This window comes from Deltaproteobacteria bacterium (assembly GCA_005879795.1).
GTDB lineage: Bacteria > Desulfobacterota > Binatia > DP-6 > DP-6 > DP-6.
This window is the reverse complement of record VBKJ01000150.1, coordinates 14,149-33,099: the sequence shown is the minus strand read 5'-3', so window position 1 is coordinate 33,099 and position 18,951 is coordinate 14,149. Positions and strand designations below refer to the sequence as shown.

Genomic DNA, 18,951 nt, shown 5'->3' with positions numbered 1-18,951 from the left:
AGATGCGTTGCGGTCTGCGCTATCATCGCTCCGGATCTGCGACGGGACGCGAGTGTGGGGAACGGGGGGAGATACCTGACCTGACGAAGGGGAGCCAACTGACGCGCCGCGCCGGGTCACGGCGGCGCCGGGCGAGCGCGCAGCTCAGTTCACCACTTGCTTGCGCAGCGCGAAGCGGACCAGCTCGGCCGTCTTGTGGAGGTCGAGCTTCTTCATGATCTGCTTGCGGTGGGTCTCGACCGTGTTCTGGCTGAGCGAGAGGGTGGCGGCGATCTCGGCGTTCGTGCGCCCCTCGGCGATGAGCTGGAGGATCTCGCGCTCCCGCCCCGTGAGACGCGTGAGGTCGTCGTCGTCCCCCGGCGGTCGCTCCCCCAGGTAGTCGCTGAGCAGCATGCGGGAGACCTCGGCGTTGAAGAACGAGCCGCCGCGGCCGATCACCTTGACCGCCTTCACGAGATCGGTGTCCTCGGCGTCCTTCACCAGGTAGCCGCGCGCGCCCGCCTTCAGGCTCTGGCGGACGAACATGCGGTCGGTGTGCATGGTGAGGATGAGCACCTTGGCGTCCTTCTCCTGCTTGTAGATGCGCCGCGTGGCCTCGATCCCGTTCAGCTCGGGGAGCGTCAGGTCCATCACCACCACGTCGGGCCGCAGCCGCTCGGCGAGATCGACCGCGCTGCGCCCGTCACCGGCCTCGCCGACGACCTCGATCTCCTCGTCGGTGGCGAGGATGCAGCGCAGCCCCTGACGGACGATCGTGTGATCGTCGACCAGCAACACTCGGATGCGCTCCATCCCGCGGTGATCGAAGCACGTTTCGCTCGCTTCTTCCTCACCGCGCGGGCGCTTTCGGCGCAGAAAAAAGGGGGAGCCCGCCGAGAAAAACGCGTGAGGGGTCCTTGATCCCCGGGGGACCCTGCCCGCTAGGCCACCTCGGCCCACGCGAGCGCGCGCTCGACCGCCTCGAGGATGGTCTCGGGGTCGCCCGGCTTGGTGATCGCGAAGTCGACCTGGGCGCGCGCGAGCAGTGCGCGGCTCACACCGCTCAGGACCGCGGAGTAGAGGCCCACGCAGAGGGGCCGACCGCGCGTGCCGGCGATGCCGCGCGCCCGCACGACCCGCGTCAGGTCCCAGCCGGTCATCTCGGGCATGTAGAGATCCGTGAGGAGGACGTCCGCGCCCTCCTGCTCGAGCGCGGCGAGGGCGGCCGGCCCGCTCCCGACCAGCACGACGTCGTAACCCGCGCCGCGCAGCACCCCGGCGAGCGGCGAGCGCGCGCTGCCGAGGTGGTCGACCACGAGGACGCGGGCGGTCAGACCCGATGCCTTGCGCAGCGCGGCGCGCGCGGCCGCCGAGCCGCGGAGCGAGCGCTGGTGGCTGCTCAGCCCTCGATCCATCCGTGTCCTCCCACGACCTCCGTCCCCCGCGGCGCGCCGAGAAGGGCCGCGAGCGCGCCCCCCTGCGCCCGCTTGCGCTTCAGCTTCTCGAGGAGCGTGGTCCGGTTCACGCGCAGAAGCCGCGCCGCCTCCTTCTTGTTGCCGCCCGAGAGCCGGAGCGCTTGGGCGATGATGCGGTCCTCGATCGCCTCCATCTCGCGGTAGAAGTCGATGCCCGCCGGGCCGAACTGCCACGGCATCGCCGCCTGCGCCTCGCCCGACTCCTGGGCGGCGATCACGTGCGGCGGGAGGTCGTGGACCTCGATCACGCGCTCGGGCCGTCCGAGGACGACCATGTGCTCGAGCAAGTTGCGAAGCTCGCGCACGTTGCCCGGCCATGAGTAGCGCTCGAGCGCCGCGAGGGCGGCCGGGGTGACGTCGAAACGCGGCAGGCCCTTCTCCGCGAGCTGGGCGAGCGTCCCTCGCACGAGGAGCGGAATGTCTTCCCGTCTGCGCCTGAGCGGCGGCATCTCGATCGGCACCACACGCAGGCGGTAGAAGAGATCCTCGCGGAACTGCTTTGCCGTGACCGCCTCGTCCAGGGCGCGATTGGTCGCCGCGATGATCCGCACGTCGACCTGCTGCGTGACCACGCTGCCGACCGACTCGAACCGCCCGTCCTCGAGCACGCGCAGCAGCTTCACCTGGAGCTTCGGGCTCATCTCGCCGATCTCGTCGAGGAAGATGGTGCCCTGGTCAGCGAGCTTGAAGCGGCCCAGGCGGCTCGCGACCGCGCCCGTGAACGCGCCGCGCTCGTGCCCGAACATCTCGCTCTCCAGCAGCTCCTCCGGGATGGCGCCGCAGTGGACGGGCACGAAGCGGCCCGCGGCGCGCGCCGAGAGCCGGTGCAGCGCGGCCGCGACCAGCTCCTTGCCGGTGCCGCTCTCGCCCGCGATCAGCACGGTGGCGTCCGTCGGCGCCACCCGGCGGATCACCTCGAAGATGTCTTCCATGCTCGGGTGGCGGCCGATGATGCCCTCGAACCCGAGTGGCTCGTCCTCCAACTGCTGTGGCTCGAACCGGACGTTCTCCATGGACCCCCCGCTGCGCGCTTCGGGCCGCGCCCGGGGGAAGAGGAAGCAAGCGCCACGCCCGATGCGGTGTCGGCCCCGACCAGGGTCAGGAAATTGCCCTCAAGCTTGCGGTAAGTCTGACGTTCCGGGGGCACGATGCAGGCCGGCGCCGGCGCGCCGCGAGCGCGCTGCCGGACAAAGCTGTACGCCGCGAGCTATTTTTGTAACCGGGGGGCGCGGCCGCCCGGGCGAATGGGGTGCGGGCTCTCGCCCGCCTCAAGGATCGCGCGGTAGATCTCTTCGCGGTAGATGCGCACGTCGGCGGGCGCTTCCACGCCGAGCCGCACCTGGTTGCCCCGCACCTCGAGGACGTGCACCGTGACGGCGTCGCCGACCCGGATCACCTCGCCCAACTTCCGTGTCAGGACCAGCATCGCTCTCCCCATCCCGGGCCGGATCGTCGGCCGGACGCGCGCCGCGCCCTAGACCCGGCCGGCGAGCAGCTCCTCGAGCAGCTCGCGCAGGAACCGGCGCGCCACGTCCTGGACGTTGGCGCTGTAGGTGCCCGTGGCCATCAGGGCACGCAGCCCCGTCACCTTCTCCTCGCGCAGGCGATCGAGGGAGCCCTCCTCGCTCGCCAGCCCGGCGAGCCCGTTTGTGCCGCCAAGTGGCGGATGCAGCGGGACTTTCGGGTCATTGACCTTCATCGCTCAAGCCCCGGACGGCGGCCTGCCGGTTCCCCAACGGTGTATCGGCAGCGCAGTTCGGGATCTTGAGCTCCCTCGGCACCAGGCCGTCCCCGGTCGGGCTCGGCATCACCGCTCCTGCTCGTCGTGCCGGTCGCCGAAGTGATGGCTGAGCGGCACCTTCAAGCGCAGCATCGCCTGCGAGTGGAGCTGCGAGACGCGCGACTCCGTCAACCCGAGCACGGCGCCCACCTCCTTCATGGTGAGCTCCTCGTGGTAGTAGAGCGTGATCACCAGCTTCTCGCGCTCCGGCAGGCGCGCGATCGCCGCGGCGACCAGATCGACGCGCTCCCGCGTGAGCAGCGCCCCGAGCGGATCCTCCTCGTCCTCCTCGAAGCGGCGCTCCAGGTTCAGGCGCTCCTCGCCGCGTCCGAAGCCGAGGTCCTCGAGGCTGAAGAGGCTCATCTCGCCGATGCGGGCGAGCAGCTCCTGGTAGGTCTCGAGCGAGAGCCCGAGCTCGCGCGCGATCTCCTCCTCCCTCGGCGGCCGGCCGAGCGCGCCCTCGAGCGTGTGCGCCGTCTTCTCGATCAGGCTCGCCTTCTGCCGCACGCTGCGCGGCACCCAGTCGAGCGAGCGCAGATGGTCCAGGATCGCGCCGCGGATGCGGAACTGCGCGTAGGTGGAGAACGACGCCTCCTTCCTCGGATCATACTTGCCGATGGCATCGAGGAGGCCGACGATGCCCCACGAAACCAGATCGTCGAGCTCGATGTGCGGCGGCTTGCGCGCCGCCAGGCGCTGTACCACGCGTCGCACGAGAGGCAGGTGGCGGCGCAGCACGTCCTCCCGGTTCCCGGCGAGCGGCGCGTAGGCCGTGGCGGCCCGCCCCGCGCGCCGGCGCGCGGCGCCGTGTCCCGTCCCCATCATGATCGCCTCCCCTCGCCGAGAAGCCGCCGGAAGAAGAACTGCACGCCGCCAGTCGGCGCCGACGGCGGGCGTGTCGCGAGGCGCGCGGCGAGCTGCACGAGCGCCTGGCTCGCCGGCGCTCCGGGCGCGGCGAGCAGCACCGGGAGCTGCTCGCGCACCGCGCGCCGTACGGCGTCGTCATAGGGCACGTAGCCCTGGTACTCGACGCGGACGCGGAGGAAGCGCTCGGCCACACGCGCCAGGCGCGCGAAGGCCGCCTCGGCATCGACCGCGCCCGCCGCCATGTTGACGGCGATCAGGAACTCGCGCCGCCCGTAGCGCGCGGCGAGCACCTTCATGAGCGCGTAGGCGTCGGTCAAAGCGGTGGGCTCGGGCGTGATGACGAGGAGCGCGTCGGCCGCGGCGGCGGTGAAATGGAGCACGTTGGACGAGATGCCCGCGGCCGCGTCCACCAGGAGCACGTCGAGCGCCTGGTCGAGCGCGTCGACCTCGTCGAGGAGGCGCAGGCGCTCGGCGGGTCCGAGGGCGGTCAGCTCCTCGCAGCCACTCGCCGCCGGGATGACGCGCACGCCCGCCGGCCCGTCGACGATCACCTCGGTCAGGCGGCGCTCGCCGCGCAGCACGTCGAGGAGCGAGAGCCTGGGCGAGAGCCCGAGGAGCAGGTCCAGGTTCGCGAGCCCCAGGTCCGCGTCGAGCACGCACACTCGCTCTCCCTGCCGCGCCAGCGCGACGGCCAGGTTGGCGGTCACGCTGGTCTTCCCCACGCCGCCCTTCCCGCTCGCCACTGCGATCACGCGCAGGCGCGCCGCGGGTCTTCCCCCCTCATGCGGCCAAGAGGCAGCGCGCGGGCCGGTGCGGCGTCGCCGGCGGGATGCAGCGGCTGGCGGCCAGGTGCGACCCGGGCAGAGCGCGGCGCCCTCCTCCTCTGAGAGGATGCCGCTCACCGGAACTCCGCTCGGTGGACGGGCTCCGCGCGCAGGATCGCCCTGCCCTGCGGCGTCCTCCGCCTGCCGCCTCGCGCCGCTTGCACGTCCGTCCGCCTCCTCTCCCCGGCCACCCACGGCCCTCCGGCGTGGGCCAAGGGGAGCAACCGATGTGCCACCAGAGGTGACCCGCCCCGCCGCGAGCTGGGCAGCCGGGCGGTCAGGACTTTGCCTCGCGGGGCCGCCACAGGCCGCAATTCGTGACTGTGGGGGCGCGCGCCCGGGCGCTATCCGATGATGTTGAAGGGGTCCCCGAGCAGCGTGTCGCTGGCCGGCGCGCGGAGAGACCGGGCCTCCCGGCCCGGTCCCTCCGCCGCGTCGCGCGCGAGCGGGCCGTCCTCCTCCGCCCTGGCCGTCCCCGCCACCACCACCACCACCACCAGCACCAGCACCAGGGCACCACAGCATCCCGCACCGCGTACCCGCCGCACGGAGGGTGCACGGGAGCAAGGCATGTACCACGCGCGGCTATCGTTGCAGGGCGTGGCGCGCGCTGCCGGGACGCGCGGCCGCCGGCGGGCCCGCTGACACCGGAGCCAGACTTCTGACGGCCTCAGTCGCGTGCTAAACCAGGGCGTCATGCGCTCCCGCGAGGCGACGATCGCGGCCGCGGCGCGCACGCTGGGATTCTCCCGCGCCGGCACGGCGCCGCTCGGCCCGCTTCCGGTGGGCCCCTTCCTCGAGGCCTGGCTCGCGGAGGGACGCGCCGGCGAGATGGGCTATCTGGCGAGGCGCACCGCGGAGCGGATCGACCCGCGCTCCGTGCGGCCGTGGGCGCGCGCCGTCATCTCGCTCGCCTTCGCCTACCGCCCGCCGCCCCCGCCGGCCTCCGACTGGCGCGTGACGCTCACCGGCCGGATCGCCGCCTACGCGCTCGGCCAGGACTATCACGCGCGCGTGGGCGCGCTCCTGGACGCGCTCGCCGCGCGCCTCGCGGCGGCCTTCCCCGGCGCGCGCTTCGAGGGCTACGTCGACACCGGCCCGGTGCTCGAGCGCGAGTGGGCCATGCGCGCCGGCCTCGGCTGGATCGGCAGGCACACGCTGCTCCTCGACCGCGCTGCCGGTTCGTACTTCTTCCTGGCCGAGCTGTTCACGGACCTCGAGCTCGCACCGGCACCGCTGCCCGCCGACCATTGCGGGACCTGCAGCCGCTGCCACGCCGCCTGCCCGACCGGCGCCCTCGGCCCCGGCTACACGATCGACCCCCGCCGCTGCCTCTCCTACCTCACCATCGAGCACCGGAGCGCGATCCCGGCCGAGCTGCGCCCGCGCCTCGACAACTGGGTCTTCGGCTGCGACCTCTGCCAGGAGGCGTGCCCGTGGAACGGCGACGCGCGCGACGCGGCCGGCCGGGAGGAGCTGGCGCCGCACCTGCCCTCGCTGCTCGCGCTCGACGAGGCGGGTTTTCGGGCGCGCTTCGGGAGGACGGCCGTCGCGCGCGCGAAGCGGCGCGGGCTCCTCCGCAACGCGGCGGTGGCGCTCGGAAACAGCGAGAACCCCGACGCCGTGCCCCCCCTCGCCGCCGCCCTCGCCGATCCCGAGCCGCTGGTGCGCGCGCACGCAGCGTGGGCCCTCGGCCGCCTGGGCGGTGCGCGCGCGCGGCGCGCGCTCGAGGCGGCGCGAGCGAGAGAGACGGACAGCGGCGTGGTCGCGGAGATCGGGGCGGCTCTCGCCGCCTGACCCAGGCCTTGCTCAACCCCGTTCGCGCGCGATGATCGCGCGCTCCTCGGCGTTCATCTTGTCGCGGATGCGCGAGCCCTTGCCGAGGTGGCGCACGCTGCGCCCGCCGCCCTCGGAGAAGTACTCCTCGTAGGCCTCGGCCGGGATGTAGTGGACGGGCTTCCGGTCGCCGACCTCGGCGCCGAGGAGCTGCTCGACGAGATCGACGTCGTACATCCGGACGGCGTCGTAGTCGGTCAGGAGCGCGCACACCTCGACGCAGATGTAGCAGCCGATGCACTCCTGGAAGCGATCCTGGACCGGCTGCTGGCCGCGGCCGGGCAGGCTGCCCGGCGCCAGGTACTCGATGCACGCGACCGGACAGAACTCCGGGCACTTGCCGCACGGCCAGCAGAGGTTCACGTCCATGAAGGCGACCTCGCGCGGCCGCTTCTTCTTCTCGCCGATCTCGTCGGGCGCGTCGGGGACGCGGTCCTCCTTGAGCCGGCGCTTGATGATGTCGATGGCCGAAGGCACGGACACATCGTGCCTCGGGGGCGCGGGCGCCGCAATCCGGCGCGCCCGCCTCAGCCCACCAGCGGCTGCCCGACCGCCGGATCGACGCCGAGCGCGCCGAGGAGGCGGTCCCGCACCATGGCCGCGGCGCGCTCGCGCGCCGCCGGGTCGTCGCCGACGTGCAGGCGGCCGCCCGCGATCATGTCGTGGCCGCCGGCCGAGCGGCTGCCGAGCACGCGCTGGAGGAGATCGCCGGCGTTCACTTCGCGGTCGATGGTGCGGACCGAGCAGTGGAGGCAGCTCCCGAAAGTGCCGACCGCCGCCGCCCACTCCACCTGGTCGAGGCGGAGGAGGAAGTCCGCCACCTCCGCCACCATGTCGGGGTACTGCACCTCGCCGAGCATCGAGACGACGACCTTGTCGTAGAGCGTGGCGCGCTCGATCGCCTCGCGGAAGACGCGGAAGTACTCGCGCGGCACGCGCGCGTTCTCGATCTTCGCCAGCCGGCGCTTGTTGGTGTACGGGTAGAGGAAATGGCTCGCCTCGATGTCGGCCGCCGTCGCTTCGCGCCCGAGGTCCTGCGTCTCGGCGGCGATGCCGTAGAAGAGCGCGGTCGCGATCTTCGCCTCGGGCACGAGCTTCGACTCGCGCAGGTACTCGGTCACGATGGTCGAGGTCGCCCCGTACTGGTCGCGGAGGTCGAGGAAGGGGACCCGGCGGTAGTCGTCGTACGCCGGGTGATGGTCGATCACGGCGACCGGCACGACGCCCTCGGGCAGCGAGTTGTTGCTGCGGCCGGGCTGCGTGTCGACCAGCACGACGGCGGTGTCACCGTCGAACGCCACCTCGCCCACCGGCACGAGCGTGATGTTCAGGTAGGTGAGCATGGCGCGGTTCTCGGCCCGCCCGACGATGCCGCCGAGGCCGATCAGCGCCTCTTTCCTGGACAGCCTCGCGGTCAGAAACTTGAGCGCGGCTGCGCTCGCGAGCGCGTCCGGATCGGGGTTGTCGTGCGGCAAGATGATGAGCGGCCCCGGGCGGTCGAGCGCCCCGAGCAGGCTCGTCAGAGCGCCGCGGCTGGCGACGGTAGCCATGCAGCGGATGAACCTTTCCCTTATGTCACCTGCTCGGACGGCTGTCCATAGCTATTTTGGTCGACGCGCACGCGGTGGCGCGCCGGCGGACCGTCTGGTACCGTCGGGGGCATGGAGGTGGTGCGGCCCGAGCGGTTCTTCCACGAGCGCTTCGGGCTCTCCGACCGCGCGCTCGAGCGCATCCTGGGCACGGCGCTCGAGCGGCGCGCCGACTTCGCCGACCTCTACTTCGAGTTCCGCGTGAACCAGACCGCGTCGCTCGAGGAGGGCGTGGTGAAGAAGGCCACGCGCAACGTGAGCCAGGGCGTGGGCGTGCGCGTGGTCGCCGGCGCGCGCAGCGGCTACGCGCACTCCGACGAGGTCTCGCTCGAGCGGCTCGAGCTGGCGGCGCGCACGGCCCGGGCGATCGCCGACGAGCACAGCGCGACGGCCGCGCTCCCCGCCACGCGCGCGGCCGCCGCCGCGCACGACCTCTACCCGGTCGCCCGCCCGCCCATCGACACGCCGCCCGCGGACCAGGTGGCGCTCCTCCAGCGCCTCGACGCGGCCGCGCGCGCCATCGACCCCTCCATCACCAACGTGCTCGCCGGCATCGGGCTCGAGTACCGCGTCATCCTGGTCGTCACCTCCGCGGGCGCGGTGGTGGGCGACGTGCGGCCGCTCGTGCACTTGAGCGTCACCTGCATCGCGGAGCGCGGCGGCCGGCGCGAGCAGGGCAGCTACGGGGGCGGCGGGCGCTTCGTGTTCGACACCCTGCTCGACGGCCGCGCCGAGCGCTTCGCGCGCGAGGCGGCCCGGCAGGCGCTCACCAACCTGGAGGCCGCGGCCGCGCCCGCGGGCACGATGACGGTCGTCCTCGGCCCGGGCTGGCCGGGCGTCCTCCTGCACGAGGCGATCGGCCACGGCCTCGAGGGCGACTTCAACCGCAAGCGCGTGTCCGCCTTCACCGACCGCATCGGCACGCGCGTCGCCTCGGAGCTGTGCACGGTGGTCGACGACGGCACGCTCGCCAGCCGCCGCGGCTCGCTCAACGTCGACGACGAGGGCACGGCCACGCAGCGCACGGTGCTGATCGAGCGCGGCATCCTGCGCGGCTACCTCCAGGACCGGCTCAACGCGGCGCTCATGCGCATGCCGCCCACCGGCAACGGCCGGCGCGAGAGCTTCGCGCACCTCCCCATGCCGCGCATGACCAACACCTTCATGCTGGCCGGCGAGGACGCGCCCGAGGACATCATCCGCTCGGTCGACCGCGGCCTCTACGCGGTCTACTTCGGCGGCGGGCAGGTGGACATCACGAGCGGGAAGTTCGTCTTCTCGGCGAGCGAGGCGTACCTGATCGAGGGCGGCAAGGTGACGCGGCCGGTGTGCGGCGCGACGCTCATCGGCAACGGGCCCGACGTGCTCACGCGCATCACGCGCGTGGGCGCGGACCTGCGGCTCGACGAGGGCATCGGCACCTGCGGCAAGGACGGGCAGTCGGTGCCGGTCGGGGTCGGCCTGCCGACGGTGCGCATCGACGGCCTCACCGTGGGCGGCACGCGGCCGTGAGCGCGCACGACGAGAGCGCTCGCGCGCGCGGCGACATCGACCCGCGGGAGCTGGCGTACGACCTGGTCGCGCGCGCGCGCGCGGCCGGCGCGCGCGCCGCCGACGCCCTGGCGGTCGAGAGTGACGGGCTCGCGGTCGGCGTGCGCCTGGGCGAAGTGGAGAAGCTCGCGCGCGCGCGCCAGCGGCGCGCCGGGCTGCGCGTCTTCGTCGGCAACGCGACCGCAATCGTGTCGACCGCCGACTTCACCCCCGAGGGGCTCGCCGCGCTCGCCCGCGACGCGGTCGCGCTCGCGCGCACGACCACTCCCGATCCGCACGCCGGCCTGCCGGACCCCGCCGAGCTCGCCGGGGCGCAGCCGGACCTGGACCTGCACGATCCGGCGATCGAGCGGCTCGAGCCCGAGCAGGCGCTCGCCTGGGCGCGGGACGCCGAGGCCGCCGCGCTCGCCGCCGCGCCCGAGATCACCAACTCCGAGGGCGCCGAGTTCGGCGCCGACGCCGGGCTGGTCGCGTACGCGTCGAGCCTCGGCTTCGCCGGCGCCTATGCCGGCTCCTCCGCGAGCCTGGCCGTCGTGCCGGTCGCCGCGCGCGACGGCGGCATGCAGCGCGACTCGTGGTACACGGCGCACCGGAAGCTCGCCGCTCTCGAGCCGCCCGCGGAGGTCGGCCGCGAGGCGGCGCGCCGCGCGCTCCGCCGGCTGGGCGCGCGCCGCCCCTCCACCTGCACGTGCCCGGTCGTCTTCGACCCCGAGACCGCGGCGAGCCTCCTCCGCCACCTGGCGGGCGCCATCGCCGGCTCGGCGCTCTACCGGCGCATGTCGTTCCTGCTCGACTGCCTGGGCGAGCAGGTCGCCTCGGACGCCGTCACCGTGGTCGACGACCCGCTCCGGCCCGCCGGCCCGGCGTCGCGGCCGTTCGACGGCGAGGGGGTGCGGCAAGAGCGCCGGGTCGTGGTCGAGCGCGGCGTGCTCAGGAGCTACCTCCTCGACTCGTATTCGGCGCGCCGCCTCGGGCTCAGAACCACGGGGCACGCGGCGCGCAGCGTGGGCGACGCGCCTGGCGTGGCGCCCACGAACTTCGTCCTCGAGCCGGGCCCGCACGCGCCGGAGGCGATCATCGCGTCGGTGCGCTCGGGGCTCTACGTGACCGAGCTGATCGGCTTCGGGGTGAACCCGGTGACCGGCGACTACTCACGCGGCGCGGTCGGGCTGTGGATCGAGAACGGCGAGCTCGCTCACCCCGTCGAGGAACTCACCATCGCGGGGAACCTGCGCGGCATGCTGCGCGACATCGAGATGGTGGGGAGCGACCTCCGGTTGCGCTCCGCGATCGCCGCGCCGACGCTCAAGATCGCGCGCATGACGGTGGCCGGGGCCTAGCGCCCCGAGCCTCTTCCTCCTCTTCCTCCTCGTCGTCGTCCTCGTCCAAGTCGTCGTCGTCCTCGAGGTCATCGTCCTCATCGAGGTCCTCGTCCTCGAGGTCGTCGATATCCTTGTCCTTTTCCTCGTCCTCTTCACGCGCGTGGAAGCGCCGCGCCAGCCGTTCTTGCATGCCCACCCCCTGCTCGGGATGTTCGTCGGGAACCTCGGCGACTGCCTCACATCACATTTGCGCCGCTCTGTCCATGGCGTGACGCCCCTCGCCCTCCGCCTCGAAGCCGAGCGCGCGGATCATGGCGAGCGCGTCCGCGGGACCCTCGCCGGGCGTGGTGAGGTAGCCCCCCACGAAGATGGAGTTCGCGGCGAAGAGGGCCAGGCCCTGGGCCCCGGCGAGCGCGCGCTCGCGCCCGCCCGCGGCCCGGATCTCGGCGCGCGGGTTGGTGAGCCGGAAGAGCGCCAGCGCGCGCAGGCAATCGGCCGCCGGCGGCGTGGGCCGCTCGCCGAGCGGCGTGCCCTCGATGGGGTGGAGGAAGTTGACCGGCAGCGAGGCGACCGCGAGCGCGCGCAACTCGGCCGCGACGTCGATCAGGTCCTCGTGCGTCTCCCCCATGCCGATGATGACGCCGGAGCAGGCGCCGAGCCCGGCGCGGGCGCTGCTGCGCACGGTCGCCGTGCGGTCGTCGTAGGTGTGCGTGCTGCAGATCGCCGGGTAGAAGCGGCGGCTCGTGTTCAGGTTGTGGTTGACGAAGTCGACCCCCGCCTCGGCGAGCGCGCGCGCCTGTCCCTCCTGCATGATGCCGAGCGAGACGCACAGCTCGAGCGCGGGCATCTCGGCCCGGATGGCGCGCGCGGCGCCCGCGAAGTGCGCGATGTCCGACGCGCTCGGCCCGCGCGCGCTCACCACCATGCAGTAGCGGCCCGCGCCGCTCGCGACCGCGCGGCGGGCGCCCGCGACGAGATCGGCCACGGGGCGGAGGCGGTAGCGCCGGATGTCGGCGGTCGACACCGCGGACTGCGAGCAGTAGCCGCAGTCCTCGGGGCAGAGGCCGCTGCGCGCGTTCTCGAGCACGCACAGCTTGACGCGCCGGCCGAAGTGCCGGCTGCGCGCCGCGAAGGCGGCCCACAGCACGGCGGGAAGGTCCTCCTCCGGGCTGTCGAGCAGGGCGCGCGCGTCGGCGCGCGCGAGCGGCCGGTCGGCGAGGGCCTGCTCGGCCAGCCCCCGGTACGGCCCCGCGGCGGCCAGCGCCGCCACCGTGTCGTCGAGCCCGCTCATGGCCTCCTGGTCGCGGGCTTCCCTAGCTGGCCCGGCCCGCCCGTGCAACCGCCGCCCGACCCCGGTTGACACGGCGGGCGCGAGGGCCGAGTATGCGTACGAGATACACGAACCTCCGAGCTGCCCATGCCCGCTGCCACCACCCTCGCCCCCACGGGCCCCGACCTCGAGGCGCTGTTCGCGCCGCTCGGCGACCTGCACTACGGCCCCGCGCGCTGCGCCGCGCTGGCCGACACCATCGCCGAGATCCACTCCCTGAAGCGTGCCCGCAACGCCGTCGTCCTGGCGCACAACTACCAGCGCCCGGAGATCTTCGAGGTGGCCGACTTCGTGGGCGACTCGCTCGAGCTCGCGCGCCAGGCGACCCGCACAGACGCCGACACGATCGTCTTCTGCGGCGTTCACTTCATGGCCGAGACGGCCAAGATCCTGAACCCCACGCGGCGGGTGCTCCTCCCCGACCTGCGCGCCGGCTGCTCGCTCGCCGACAGCGTGACGGCCGAGGACCTGGCTGCGCGCAAGGCCGAGCTGCGCGCCGTCCATCCCGACCTCGCGGTGGTCGGCTACGTCAACACCACCGCGGAGGTGAAGGCCGAGTGCGACGCGTGCTGCACCTCCTCCAACGCCGTCCGCGTCGTCGAGGCGCTGCCGAGCGAGCACATCCTCTTCGTGCCCGACCGGAACCTCGCCAACTACGTCCAGTCACGGACCCGGAAGGCGATCATCGCCTGGGACGGCAACTGCTACGTGCACCACCAGATCACCCCGCAGCAGATCGCGGCGGTGCGCCGCGCGCTGCCGCACGTGCGCGTGCTGGCGCACCCCGAGTGCCGCGCCGACGTGCTCGCCCTCGCCGACGCCGTCCTCTCCACCAGCGGTATGGTGCGCTACGCGAAGGAGAGCCCCGAGCGTGAGTTCCTGATCGTGACCGAGTGCGGGCTCTCGGACCGCCTGCTGCTCGAGGTCCCGGAGAAGAAGTTCTACAAGAGCTGCAAGCTCTGCCAGTACATGAAGATGATCACCCTCGAGGGGACGCGCGACGCGCTCCGCGACCTGGCCCCGGAGATCACCGTCGCGGAGGACGTGCGTGTGCGGGCCGCAGCGGCACTCGAGCGCATGCTCGAGCTGGGCGGGTGAACCCCGCGCCGGCGATCGCGGTCGACGTGGCGGTGTTCACGGTCCTCGACCGCGCGCTGCAGGCGCTGCTCGTGCGCGTCCAGCGCGGCGTGTTCGCCGGGCGCTGGGCGTTCCCGGGCGGCCGCGTACTGGCCGACGAGACGCTCGAGGGCGCCGCGCGCCGCCTGCTGGCCGCCGAGACGGGCGTGCGCGGCATCTACCTCGAGCAACTCTACACCTTCGGCCACCCCGAGCGCGATCCGCACGGCCGGGTCGTGTCGGTCGCCTACTTCGCTCTCATCCCGCACGGCGGCCGCTTTCAGGGTCGGAGCGCCGACGGCGCGCCTTCGGGTCGGGCGCGCGAGCCGTTCCCCGATGTCGCCTGGTGCCCGGCGGCACGCCTGCCGCCCCTCGCCTACGATCACGATGCCGTGCTCCGCACCGCACTCGGCCGCCTGCGCGCCAAGCTCGCGTACACCAACCTCGTCTACACGCTCCTTCCGCCGAGCTTCACGCTCGGCGAGCTGCAGGAGATGTACGAGGCCATCCTCGGGCGCCGGCTCGATCGGCGCAACTTCCGCAAGAAGGTCCTCTCGCTCGGGCTGCTCGCCCGCGCCGGCGGCGTGCGGCGCGGGGCGCACCGGCCGGCCGCGCTCTACGCCTTCCGGCGGCGCCGTCCGATGATGGTCGAGATACTCGCCGCCTCGGCGGCGCAACGGAGCTGACGTCCGGACGCGCTCAGGCCGCGGTCCGGCCCTCGGTCAGCGCCTCGCCGCGGCGCGCGCAGATTCGCATGATACGGATGCGGGAGAGGGCGAAGCGGGCCCCGAGCGCGCGATGCGTCCAGCCGTCGAGACGCAGGCGGCGGATCTCCTCGTCGCGCTCCGCCTTCATGCGGCTCGCGAGCCCACGCGACAGGATCGAGGCCTTCGAGACGCTGATGCCGAAGGTCTGCGCCACCACCCGCAGCGGACGGCCCGCCCGGATCATCTGCACGATCTCGTCCTCGGCCGGCGTCTCCCGGGGCGGCCGGACGCCGCGCCCGGCGAGCTGGCGCCCGTCGACCGCTACCGGCACGGGCGCGTCGCGCAGCAGCCGGGCGCGCAGGCGCCCGGAGTCGAGCCCGAGGCTATCGCACAGGTTCTCGAAGGAGAAGTGCCAGTGCGGATCGGCGCCCTCGATCCACGCCCGCGCCTCCGCGGCGAGCCGCCCGCGCTGGTACCGAGGCCCGACCTCACCGACGAGGCACCGGATCGCGTCCTCGAGCACGGCGCGCATGAGCGCGCGCTCACCGGCCATCGGCCCGGCCTCGGCCATCACTGCGTTCTCCCCCTGCTGGGCTGGCTCAAACATCTCGGCATCCGGCTCCTTCCACCTCTGGTTGACATTTCCCGGGCAAGTCCCCCCCGGAAGGGCGTGAGGACATTAGGCCGAAAGTCGGTAGCCTTTGTCAACTAGGGCAAATACGACCCAGGCCCGTTGGTTTGCCCCTTCTCCGGGAAGAGGGGAGTTTTGCCCCGGGCAATCCGTGATCGCTCGGTTTCTGCACGTGAGCCAGCGTTTTGGAGTGAACGGTCACTCACCGGTCGAGGAGCTGGCGGCTCGCAAGCTGACCCTGCGCGGGCCGCAGCTTGCCCCTCCCCCCACGCTGGGATAGAAGGCCGCCCGGGTCGAAGCCGCCGCCCGATGGCCACCGCGTCTCGCAGCCGCGCACCGGCAGGAGCCAAGTCGCGTCCGCGGGCTCCGCTCGCGGCCATGGCAGCGGCCGACGCGGCGCGCAGCTGGGGCGTACCCGCGCTCGCGCTCGCGGTCATCGCCTTCCTGGCCGCGCTCTCCGCCGCCGGGACGGTGGGGAGCGCGGCCGCGCTCGCCGGCACGGTCGCCGCGTCGCTCGTGCTCCTCCTCTATATCAGCGAGCGTCCGCTCGTGATCGGGGCGCACGCGCCGCGCGAGCGGCTCCTGGGCGCCGGGCTCGGCCTGGTCTGGTTCGCCGCCTGCTACGTGCCCTTCCACGTGCGCCTCTTCCCGGGCACCCCGCTCATCAACGCGGCGCAGGTGACGGCAGCGGGGAGCGGGCTCCCGCTCCGCATCCCGGCCGCGGGGCGCGCGGCCGTCGATCTCCTCCTCGAGGGTCAGCTCGCCGAGAGCCCGAGCGGCAACGTCGCGCCACCCGTCAACTACAGTCTGACGTTCGAGGGTGCGGGCGGCACGCGCGTCTTGAAGGGCACCTTCGAGGACCGCCTGAGCACGCGTCGTCTCGGCCGGCGGGGCTCCGCCACCGTACACCAGAGGCACACCGCCGACGTGCGCATGCTCTCGAATCCGGAGCGCGGCGACCTGACGGTCACGCACGTCGTTCTCGAGCCCGAGAGCGCGCAGCCGATCACGATCTCGGCCTATCCCCACCCGCTCCCCGGCCAGCTCGTGCTCGGGCTCCTCGCCACCGCGCTCATGGCGGCGGTGGTCGCCTTCGACCGCCTCGGCCCGGTGCCAGAGACCGATGGCGGGCTCACCGTCTCCACTGCCGCCGTGCTCGGCACGGCCCTCATCTTCTGGACGAGCAACGCCGTCCACCCCGACTTCTCGGCCCTGATCGGCTCGATGATCTTCGGCGGGCCGCTCGGCTTCATCGCCGGAGCCGCCGTGTGGTGGATGGCCAAGCGCCTCATTGCCGGCCCGGCGTGCTGACGGCCCGGTAGGCCGGCGCCGGCGGATCGTCCTCGCCGCCGCGCTCACCGCCGGCGGCGGCCTGCTCGTTCTGCTCGGCGCACTCGCCAACGGGCCCGCGCTGCTGCGCACGATCGCCGGCATCCATCCCCTGATGCTGGTCGTGTTGGCCCTGCTGACGCTCGCCTCCTACGCGGCCATGTCGCGCTCCTACCAGGGGATCGCGGAGGCGGCCGGCCTGCGGCTCGGCTTCCCCACCTGGCTGCGGATCACGTTCGTCTCGAACACGGCCAACTACCTGGTGACCAGCGCCGGGCTCTCCGGCTTCGCGGTGCGCATGTATCTCCTCTCGCAGCAGCGCATCCCCACGGGGCGCGCGGTCCTGATCTCGCTCGTGCAGACCTTCCTCACCAACTTCACCCTGCTCTCCTTCATCGCCGTGGGCTTCGCGAGCCTGGTCCTCCGGCACGTGCTGCCCGGGGTGGCGCTCGTGGCGGCGAGCGTCGCGCTGGCACTCTTCACGGGGCTGCTCACTTACGCCGTGGTGCTCATGTATCACCGTCAGCTGCGCCGGCGGACGCTCTTCTTCGTCGCCAACACCGGACATCGTGTCCTCCGGCGAGTTGTCCCGCGCTGGACCCCGGGGCGCGTGCGCCTGTGGCGCTTCCAACACAACCTGAACCAGGGGCTCGAGTTCCTCCTCGACCGCAAGGATCGGATGCTCGCGCCCGCGGCGTGGATCATGCTCGACTGGGCGCTCACCATCGCCATCCTGTGGGCCGCGTTCCGCGCCGTCCGCTACCCCATCCCCCCGGGCCTCGTGGTGATCGGCTTCGCGGTCGGCATCTGCCTCTCGCTCGTGTCGCTCGTGCCGGGTGGGCTCGGCGTGATGGAGGGCTCGATGACGGCGGTCTTCGCGAGCCTCTCCGTGCCGTACGAGACCGCCTTCGTCGCCGTGCTGCTCTTCCGCCTCGCCTACTACGTGCTCCCGCTGCTCGTGAGCCTCTTCTTCTTCCACGGCATCATGCTCCAGGCGGTGCACTCCGTCGGCGCGCGTTCGGGCCCGGCGCGATTTGACACTCCCCTCCCCCCGTCGATATGAACCCGCCCATGGTCGGTGTGCAGGCCGCCCGCACGCCGGACTCCGGCGCGCGCGCGGCGCCCGTGCCGACCGGCATCCTGGCCCTGCTCGACGGGCTCGGCGCCGTGGCGCTGCTCACGCGCGACGCCGTCCGCGCTGCGCTCGGCCGCCCGCCCGAGTGGCGCACGGTGGTCGTGCAGCTCGAACAGGTCGGCTGGCGCTCGCTCTCCATCGTGAACCTGACCGCGTTCTTCACCGGCATGGTGCTGGCGCTCCAGCTCGGCACCTACATGGCGCGCTTCGGCGCCAAGATGTTCGTGTCGCGCATCGTGGGCATGGCGCTGGTGCGCGAGCTGGGTCCCGTGCTGACCGCGCTCATGATCGGCGGGCGGGTCGGCGCGGGGATCACGGCCGAGCTCGGCACGATGGCGGTCACCGATCAGATCGACGCCATCCGCGCCCTCGGCGCGAGCCCGATCCGGAACCTCGTCGTCCCCCGGCTGATCGCCATCCTCGTCATGCTGCCCGTGCTCACGATCATCGGCGACCTGGTCGGCATCCTGGGCGGACTCCTCCTCTCCGTGACCGAGCTCAACGTCAGCGGCGAGTTCTACGTGAACTCGCTCATCCAGGTGCTCTACCTGCGCGACGTCTTCTCGGGCATCGGCAAGTCGTTCTTCTTCGCGTACTTCATCGGCATCATCGCCTGCCTGAACGGGCTCCAGGTGACCGGCGGCGCCGACGGTGTGGGCCGCGCCACCACCCGGACCGTCGTCGCCGCCTCGATCACCGTCCTCATCTCGGACTTCTTCTTGACCAAGCTCTTCCTCCTCTCGTGAGCGAACGGCCCTACATCCGCTGCCGCGGCCTCGAGAAGGCCTTCGGCGCCAAGCCCGTGCTGCGCGGGCTCACGCTCGACGTGCTCGGGGGCGAGACGCTCGTCGTGCTGGGCGGGAGCGGCTCGGGGAAGAGCGTGCTCCTGAAGCACATGAACGCCCTGCTCGTGCCCGACGCCGGCGAGGTCGAGGTGGACGGCGTGATCCTCCAGGGGCTCGACGAGGATGCGCTCGTGCCGGTGCGGCGCAACGTCGCCATGCTCTTCCAGCAGGGCGCCCTCTTCGACTCGCTCACCGTGGGCGAGAACGTCGCCTACCCCCTGCGCGAGCATCGCCTGCTGCCGCCTCACGCCATCCCCGGCCGCGTGCGCCAGGCTCTTGAAATGGTCGACCTGGCCGGCAGCGAAGAGCTCATGCCGGCCGAGCTCTCGGGTGGGATGCGCAAGCGGGCCGCCCTGGCGCGCGCGCTCGTGCTCGAGCCGCGCGCGCTCCTCTACGACGAGCCGACCACCGGTCTCGACCCGGTGGTCGCCGCCAAGATCAATCACCTGATCCGCGACCTGCAGCGCCGTCTCGGGGTGAGCTCGGTGGTGGTGACCCACGACCTCGGCAGCGCTTTCCTGGTCGCCGACCGGGTCGCCTTCCTGCACGAGGGCCGCATCCGGTTCGTCGGCACGCCCGACGAGGCACGCGCCTCGCGCGACCCCTTCCTGCACGAGTTCCTGAACGCCGCCTAG

The 18,951-nt window shown here is 72.9% G+C and carries 21 protein-coding genes; 9 read left to right on the top strand and 12 right to left on the bottom strand.

All coding sequences use genetic code 11. From position 1 onward, the window contains the following. Positions 1-144: 144 nt before the first annotated feature. From E6J59_12545 to E6J59_12515, 7 genes are all read right to left on the bottom strand, one after another. Positions 145-792, bottom strand: coding sequence for a response regulator transcription factor (locus E6J59_12545; protein ID TMB19208.1), 648 nt, complete (start codon positions 790-792; stop codon positions 145-147). A 128-nt stretch (positions 793-920) separates the two neighbouring features. Further along, positions 921-1,394: a response regulator gene (locus tag E6J59_12540; GenBank protein ID TMB19207.1), complete on the bottom strand. Its 474-nt coding sequence runs from the start codon at positions 1,392-1,394 to the stop codon at positions 921-923. After that, positions 1,379-2,467, bottom strand: coding sequence for a sigma-54-dependent Fis family transcriptional regulator (locus tag E6J59_12535; protein TMB19206.1), 1,089 nt, complete (start codon positions 2,465-2,467; stop codon positions 1,379-1,381). The genes E6J59_12540 and E6J59_12535 overlap by 16 nt, the downstream gene beginning before the upstream one ends. Positions 2,468-2,661: 194 nt before the next feature. After that, positions 2,662-2,880, bottom strand: coding sequence for a carbon storage regulator CsrA (gene csrA, locus E6J59_12530; protein ID TMB19205.1), 219 nt, complete (start codon positions 2,878-2,880; stop codon positions 2,662-2,664). A gap of 48 nt (positions 2,881-2,928) precedes the next feature. Continuing rightward, a complete protein-coding gene (locus E6J59_12525; protein TMB19204.1) occupies positions 2,929-3,153 on the bottom strand; it encodes a flagellar biosynthesis anti-sigma factor FlgM in 225 nt (74 codons plus the stop codon). A 108-nt stretch (positions 3,154-3,261) separates the two neighbouring features. Further along, positions 3,262-4,056 carry a FliA/WhiG family RNA polymerase sigma factor gene (locus tag E6J59_12520; GenBank protein ID TMB19220.1) on the bottom strand — a complete coding sequence of 265 codons (795 nt, stop codon included), beginning with the start codon at positions 4,054-4,056 and terminating at the stop codon, positions 3,262-3,264. After that, positions 4,056-5,450, bottom strand: coding sequence for a hypothetical protein (locus E6J59_12515; protein TMB19203.1), 1,395 nt, complete (start codon positions 5,448-5,450; stop codon positions 4,056-4,058). Before E6J59_12515 ends, E6J59_12520 begins: the two co-directional genes overlap by 1 nt. 171 nt (positions 5,451-5,621) lie before the next feature. Here E6J59_12515 and queG point away from each other — a divergent pair, with 171 nt between their 5' ends. Next, positions 5,622-6,722 (top strand): tRNA epoxyqueuosine(34) reductase QueG, encoded by a 1,101-nt coding sequence (gene queG, locus E6J59_12510; protein ID TMB19202.1) that lies wholly within the window; start codon positions 5,622-5,624, stop codon positions 6,720-6,722. A gap of 12 nt (positions 6,723-6,734) precedes the next feature. Here queG and E6J59_12505 read toward each other — a convergent pair whose 3' ends face one another. Together E6J59_12505 and E6J59_12500 are read right to left on the bottom strand one after the other, a co-directional pair. Next, positions 6,735-7,238, bottom strand: coding sequence for a hypothetical protein (locus E6J59_12505; protein TMB19201.1), 504 nt, complete (start codon positions 7,236-7,238; stop codon positions 6,735-6,737). Positions 7,239-7,288: 50 nt separating this feature from the next. Then, entirely contained in the window at positions 7,289-8,311 is a 1,023-nt protein-coding gene (locus E6J59_12500) for a hypothetical protein (GenBank protein ID TMB19200.1), read from the bottom strand. A gap of 111 nt (positions 8,312-8,422) precedes the next feature. On the opposite strand from E6J59_12500, the gene tldD reads away from it, so the two are divergent. Then, the gene (tldD, locus tag E6J59_12495) at positions 8,423-9,862 is read left to right on the top strand and encodes a metalloprotease TldD (GenBank protein ID TMB19199.1); all 1,440 of its coding nucleotides are present in this window, start codon (positions 8,423-8,425) and stop codon (positions 9,860-9,862) included. 35 nt (positions 9,863-9,897) lie between these two features. Next, entirely contained in the window at positions 9,898-11,241 is a 1,344-nt protein-coding gene (locus E6J59_12490; protein TMB19219.1) for a TldD/PmbA family protein, read from the top strand. Here the strand turns inward: E6J59_12490 and E6J59_12485 are convergent. Together E6J59_12485 and bioB are read right to left on the bottom strand one after the other, a co-directional pair. Next, positions 11,207-11,413, bottom strand: a complete 207-nt coding sequence (locus E6J59_12485; protein TMB19198.1) for a hypothetical protein — start codon at positions 11,411-11,413, stop codon at positions 11,207-11,209. The two genes, E6J59_12490 and E6J59_12485, sit on opposite strands and share 35 nt — an antisense overlap. Before the next feature lie 51 nt (positions 11,414-11,464). Next, a complete protein-coding gene (gene bioB, locus E6J59_12480) occupies positions 11,465-12,514 on the bottom strand; it encodes a biotin synthase BioB (protein ID TMB19197.1) in 1,050 nt (349 codons plus the stop codon). A gap of 126 nt (positions 12,515-12,640) precedes the next feature. Between bioB and nadA the strand changes: the two genes are divergently transcribed. Beyond that, on the top strand, positions 12,641-13,651 hold the full coding sequence (nadA, locus tag E6J59_12475) for a quinolinate synthase NadA (protein ID TMB19196.1): 1,011 nt from the start codon (positions 12,641-12,643) through the stop codon (positions 13,649-13,651). Then, positions 13,648-14,355 (top strand): NUDIX hydrolase, encoded by a 708-nt coding sequence (locus E6J59_12470; GenBank protein TMB19195.1) that lies wholly within the window; start codon positions 13,648-13,650, stop codon positions 14,353-14,355. The genes nadA and E6J59_12470 overlap by 4 nt, the downstream gene beginning before the upstream one ends. A gap of 13 nt (positions 14,356-14,368) precedes the next feature. Here the strand turns inward: E6J59_12470 and E6J59_12465 are convergent, their stop codons facing one another. Then, on the bottom strand, positions 14,369-14,929 hold the full coding sequence (locus E6J59_12465) for a hypothetical protein (GenBank protein TMB19194.1): 561 nt from the start codon (positions 14,927-14,929) through the stop codon (positions 14,369-14,371). A 456-nt stretch (positions 14,930-15,385) separates the two neighbouring features. On the opposite strand from E6J59_12465, the gene E6J59_12460 reads away from it, so the two are divergent. The 4 genes from E6J59_12460 (at position 15,386) to E6J59_12445 (ending at position 18,951) form a co-directional block, all read left to right on the top strand. Further along, positions 15,386-16,318 (top strand): hypothetical protein, encoded by a 933-nt coding sequence (locus E6J59_12460; protein ID TMB19193.1) that lies wholly within the window; start codon positions 15,386-15,388, stop codon positions 16,316-16,318. Beyond that, the gene (locus tag E6J59_12455) at positions 16,299-17,399 is read left to right on the top strand and encodes a flippase-like domain-containing protein (protein ID TMB19192.1); all 1,101 of its coding nucleotides are present in this window, start codon (positions 16,299-16,301) and stop codon (positions 17,397-17,399) included. The genes E6J59_12460 and E6J59_12455 overlap by 20 nt, the downstream gene beginning before the upstream one ends. Before the next feature lie 83 nt (positions 17,400-17,482). Beyond that, positions 17,483-18,217, top strand: a complete 735-nt coding sequence (locus tag E6J59_12450; GenBank protein TMB19218.1) for an ABC transporter permease — start codon at positions 17,483-17,485, stop codon at positions 18,215-18,217. Then, positions 18,214-18,951 carry an ABC transporter ATP-binding protein gene (locus E6J59_12445; GenBank protein ID TMB19191.1) on the top strand — a complete coding sequence of 246 codons (738 nt, stop codon included), beginning with the start codon at positions 18,214-18,216 and terminating at the stop codon, positions 18,949-18,951. Before E6J59_12450 ends, E6J59_12445 begins: the two co-directional genes overlap by 4 nt.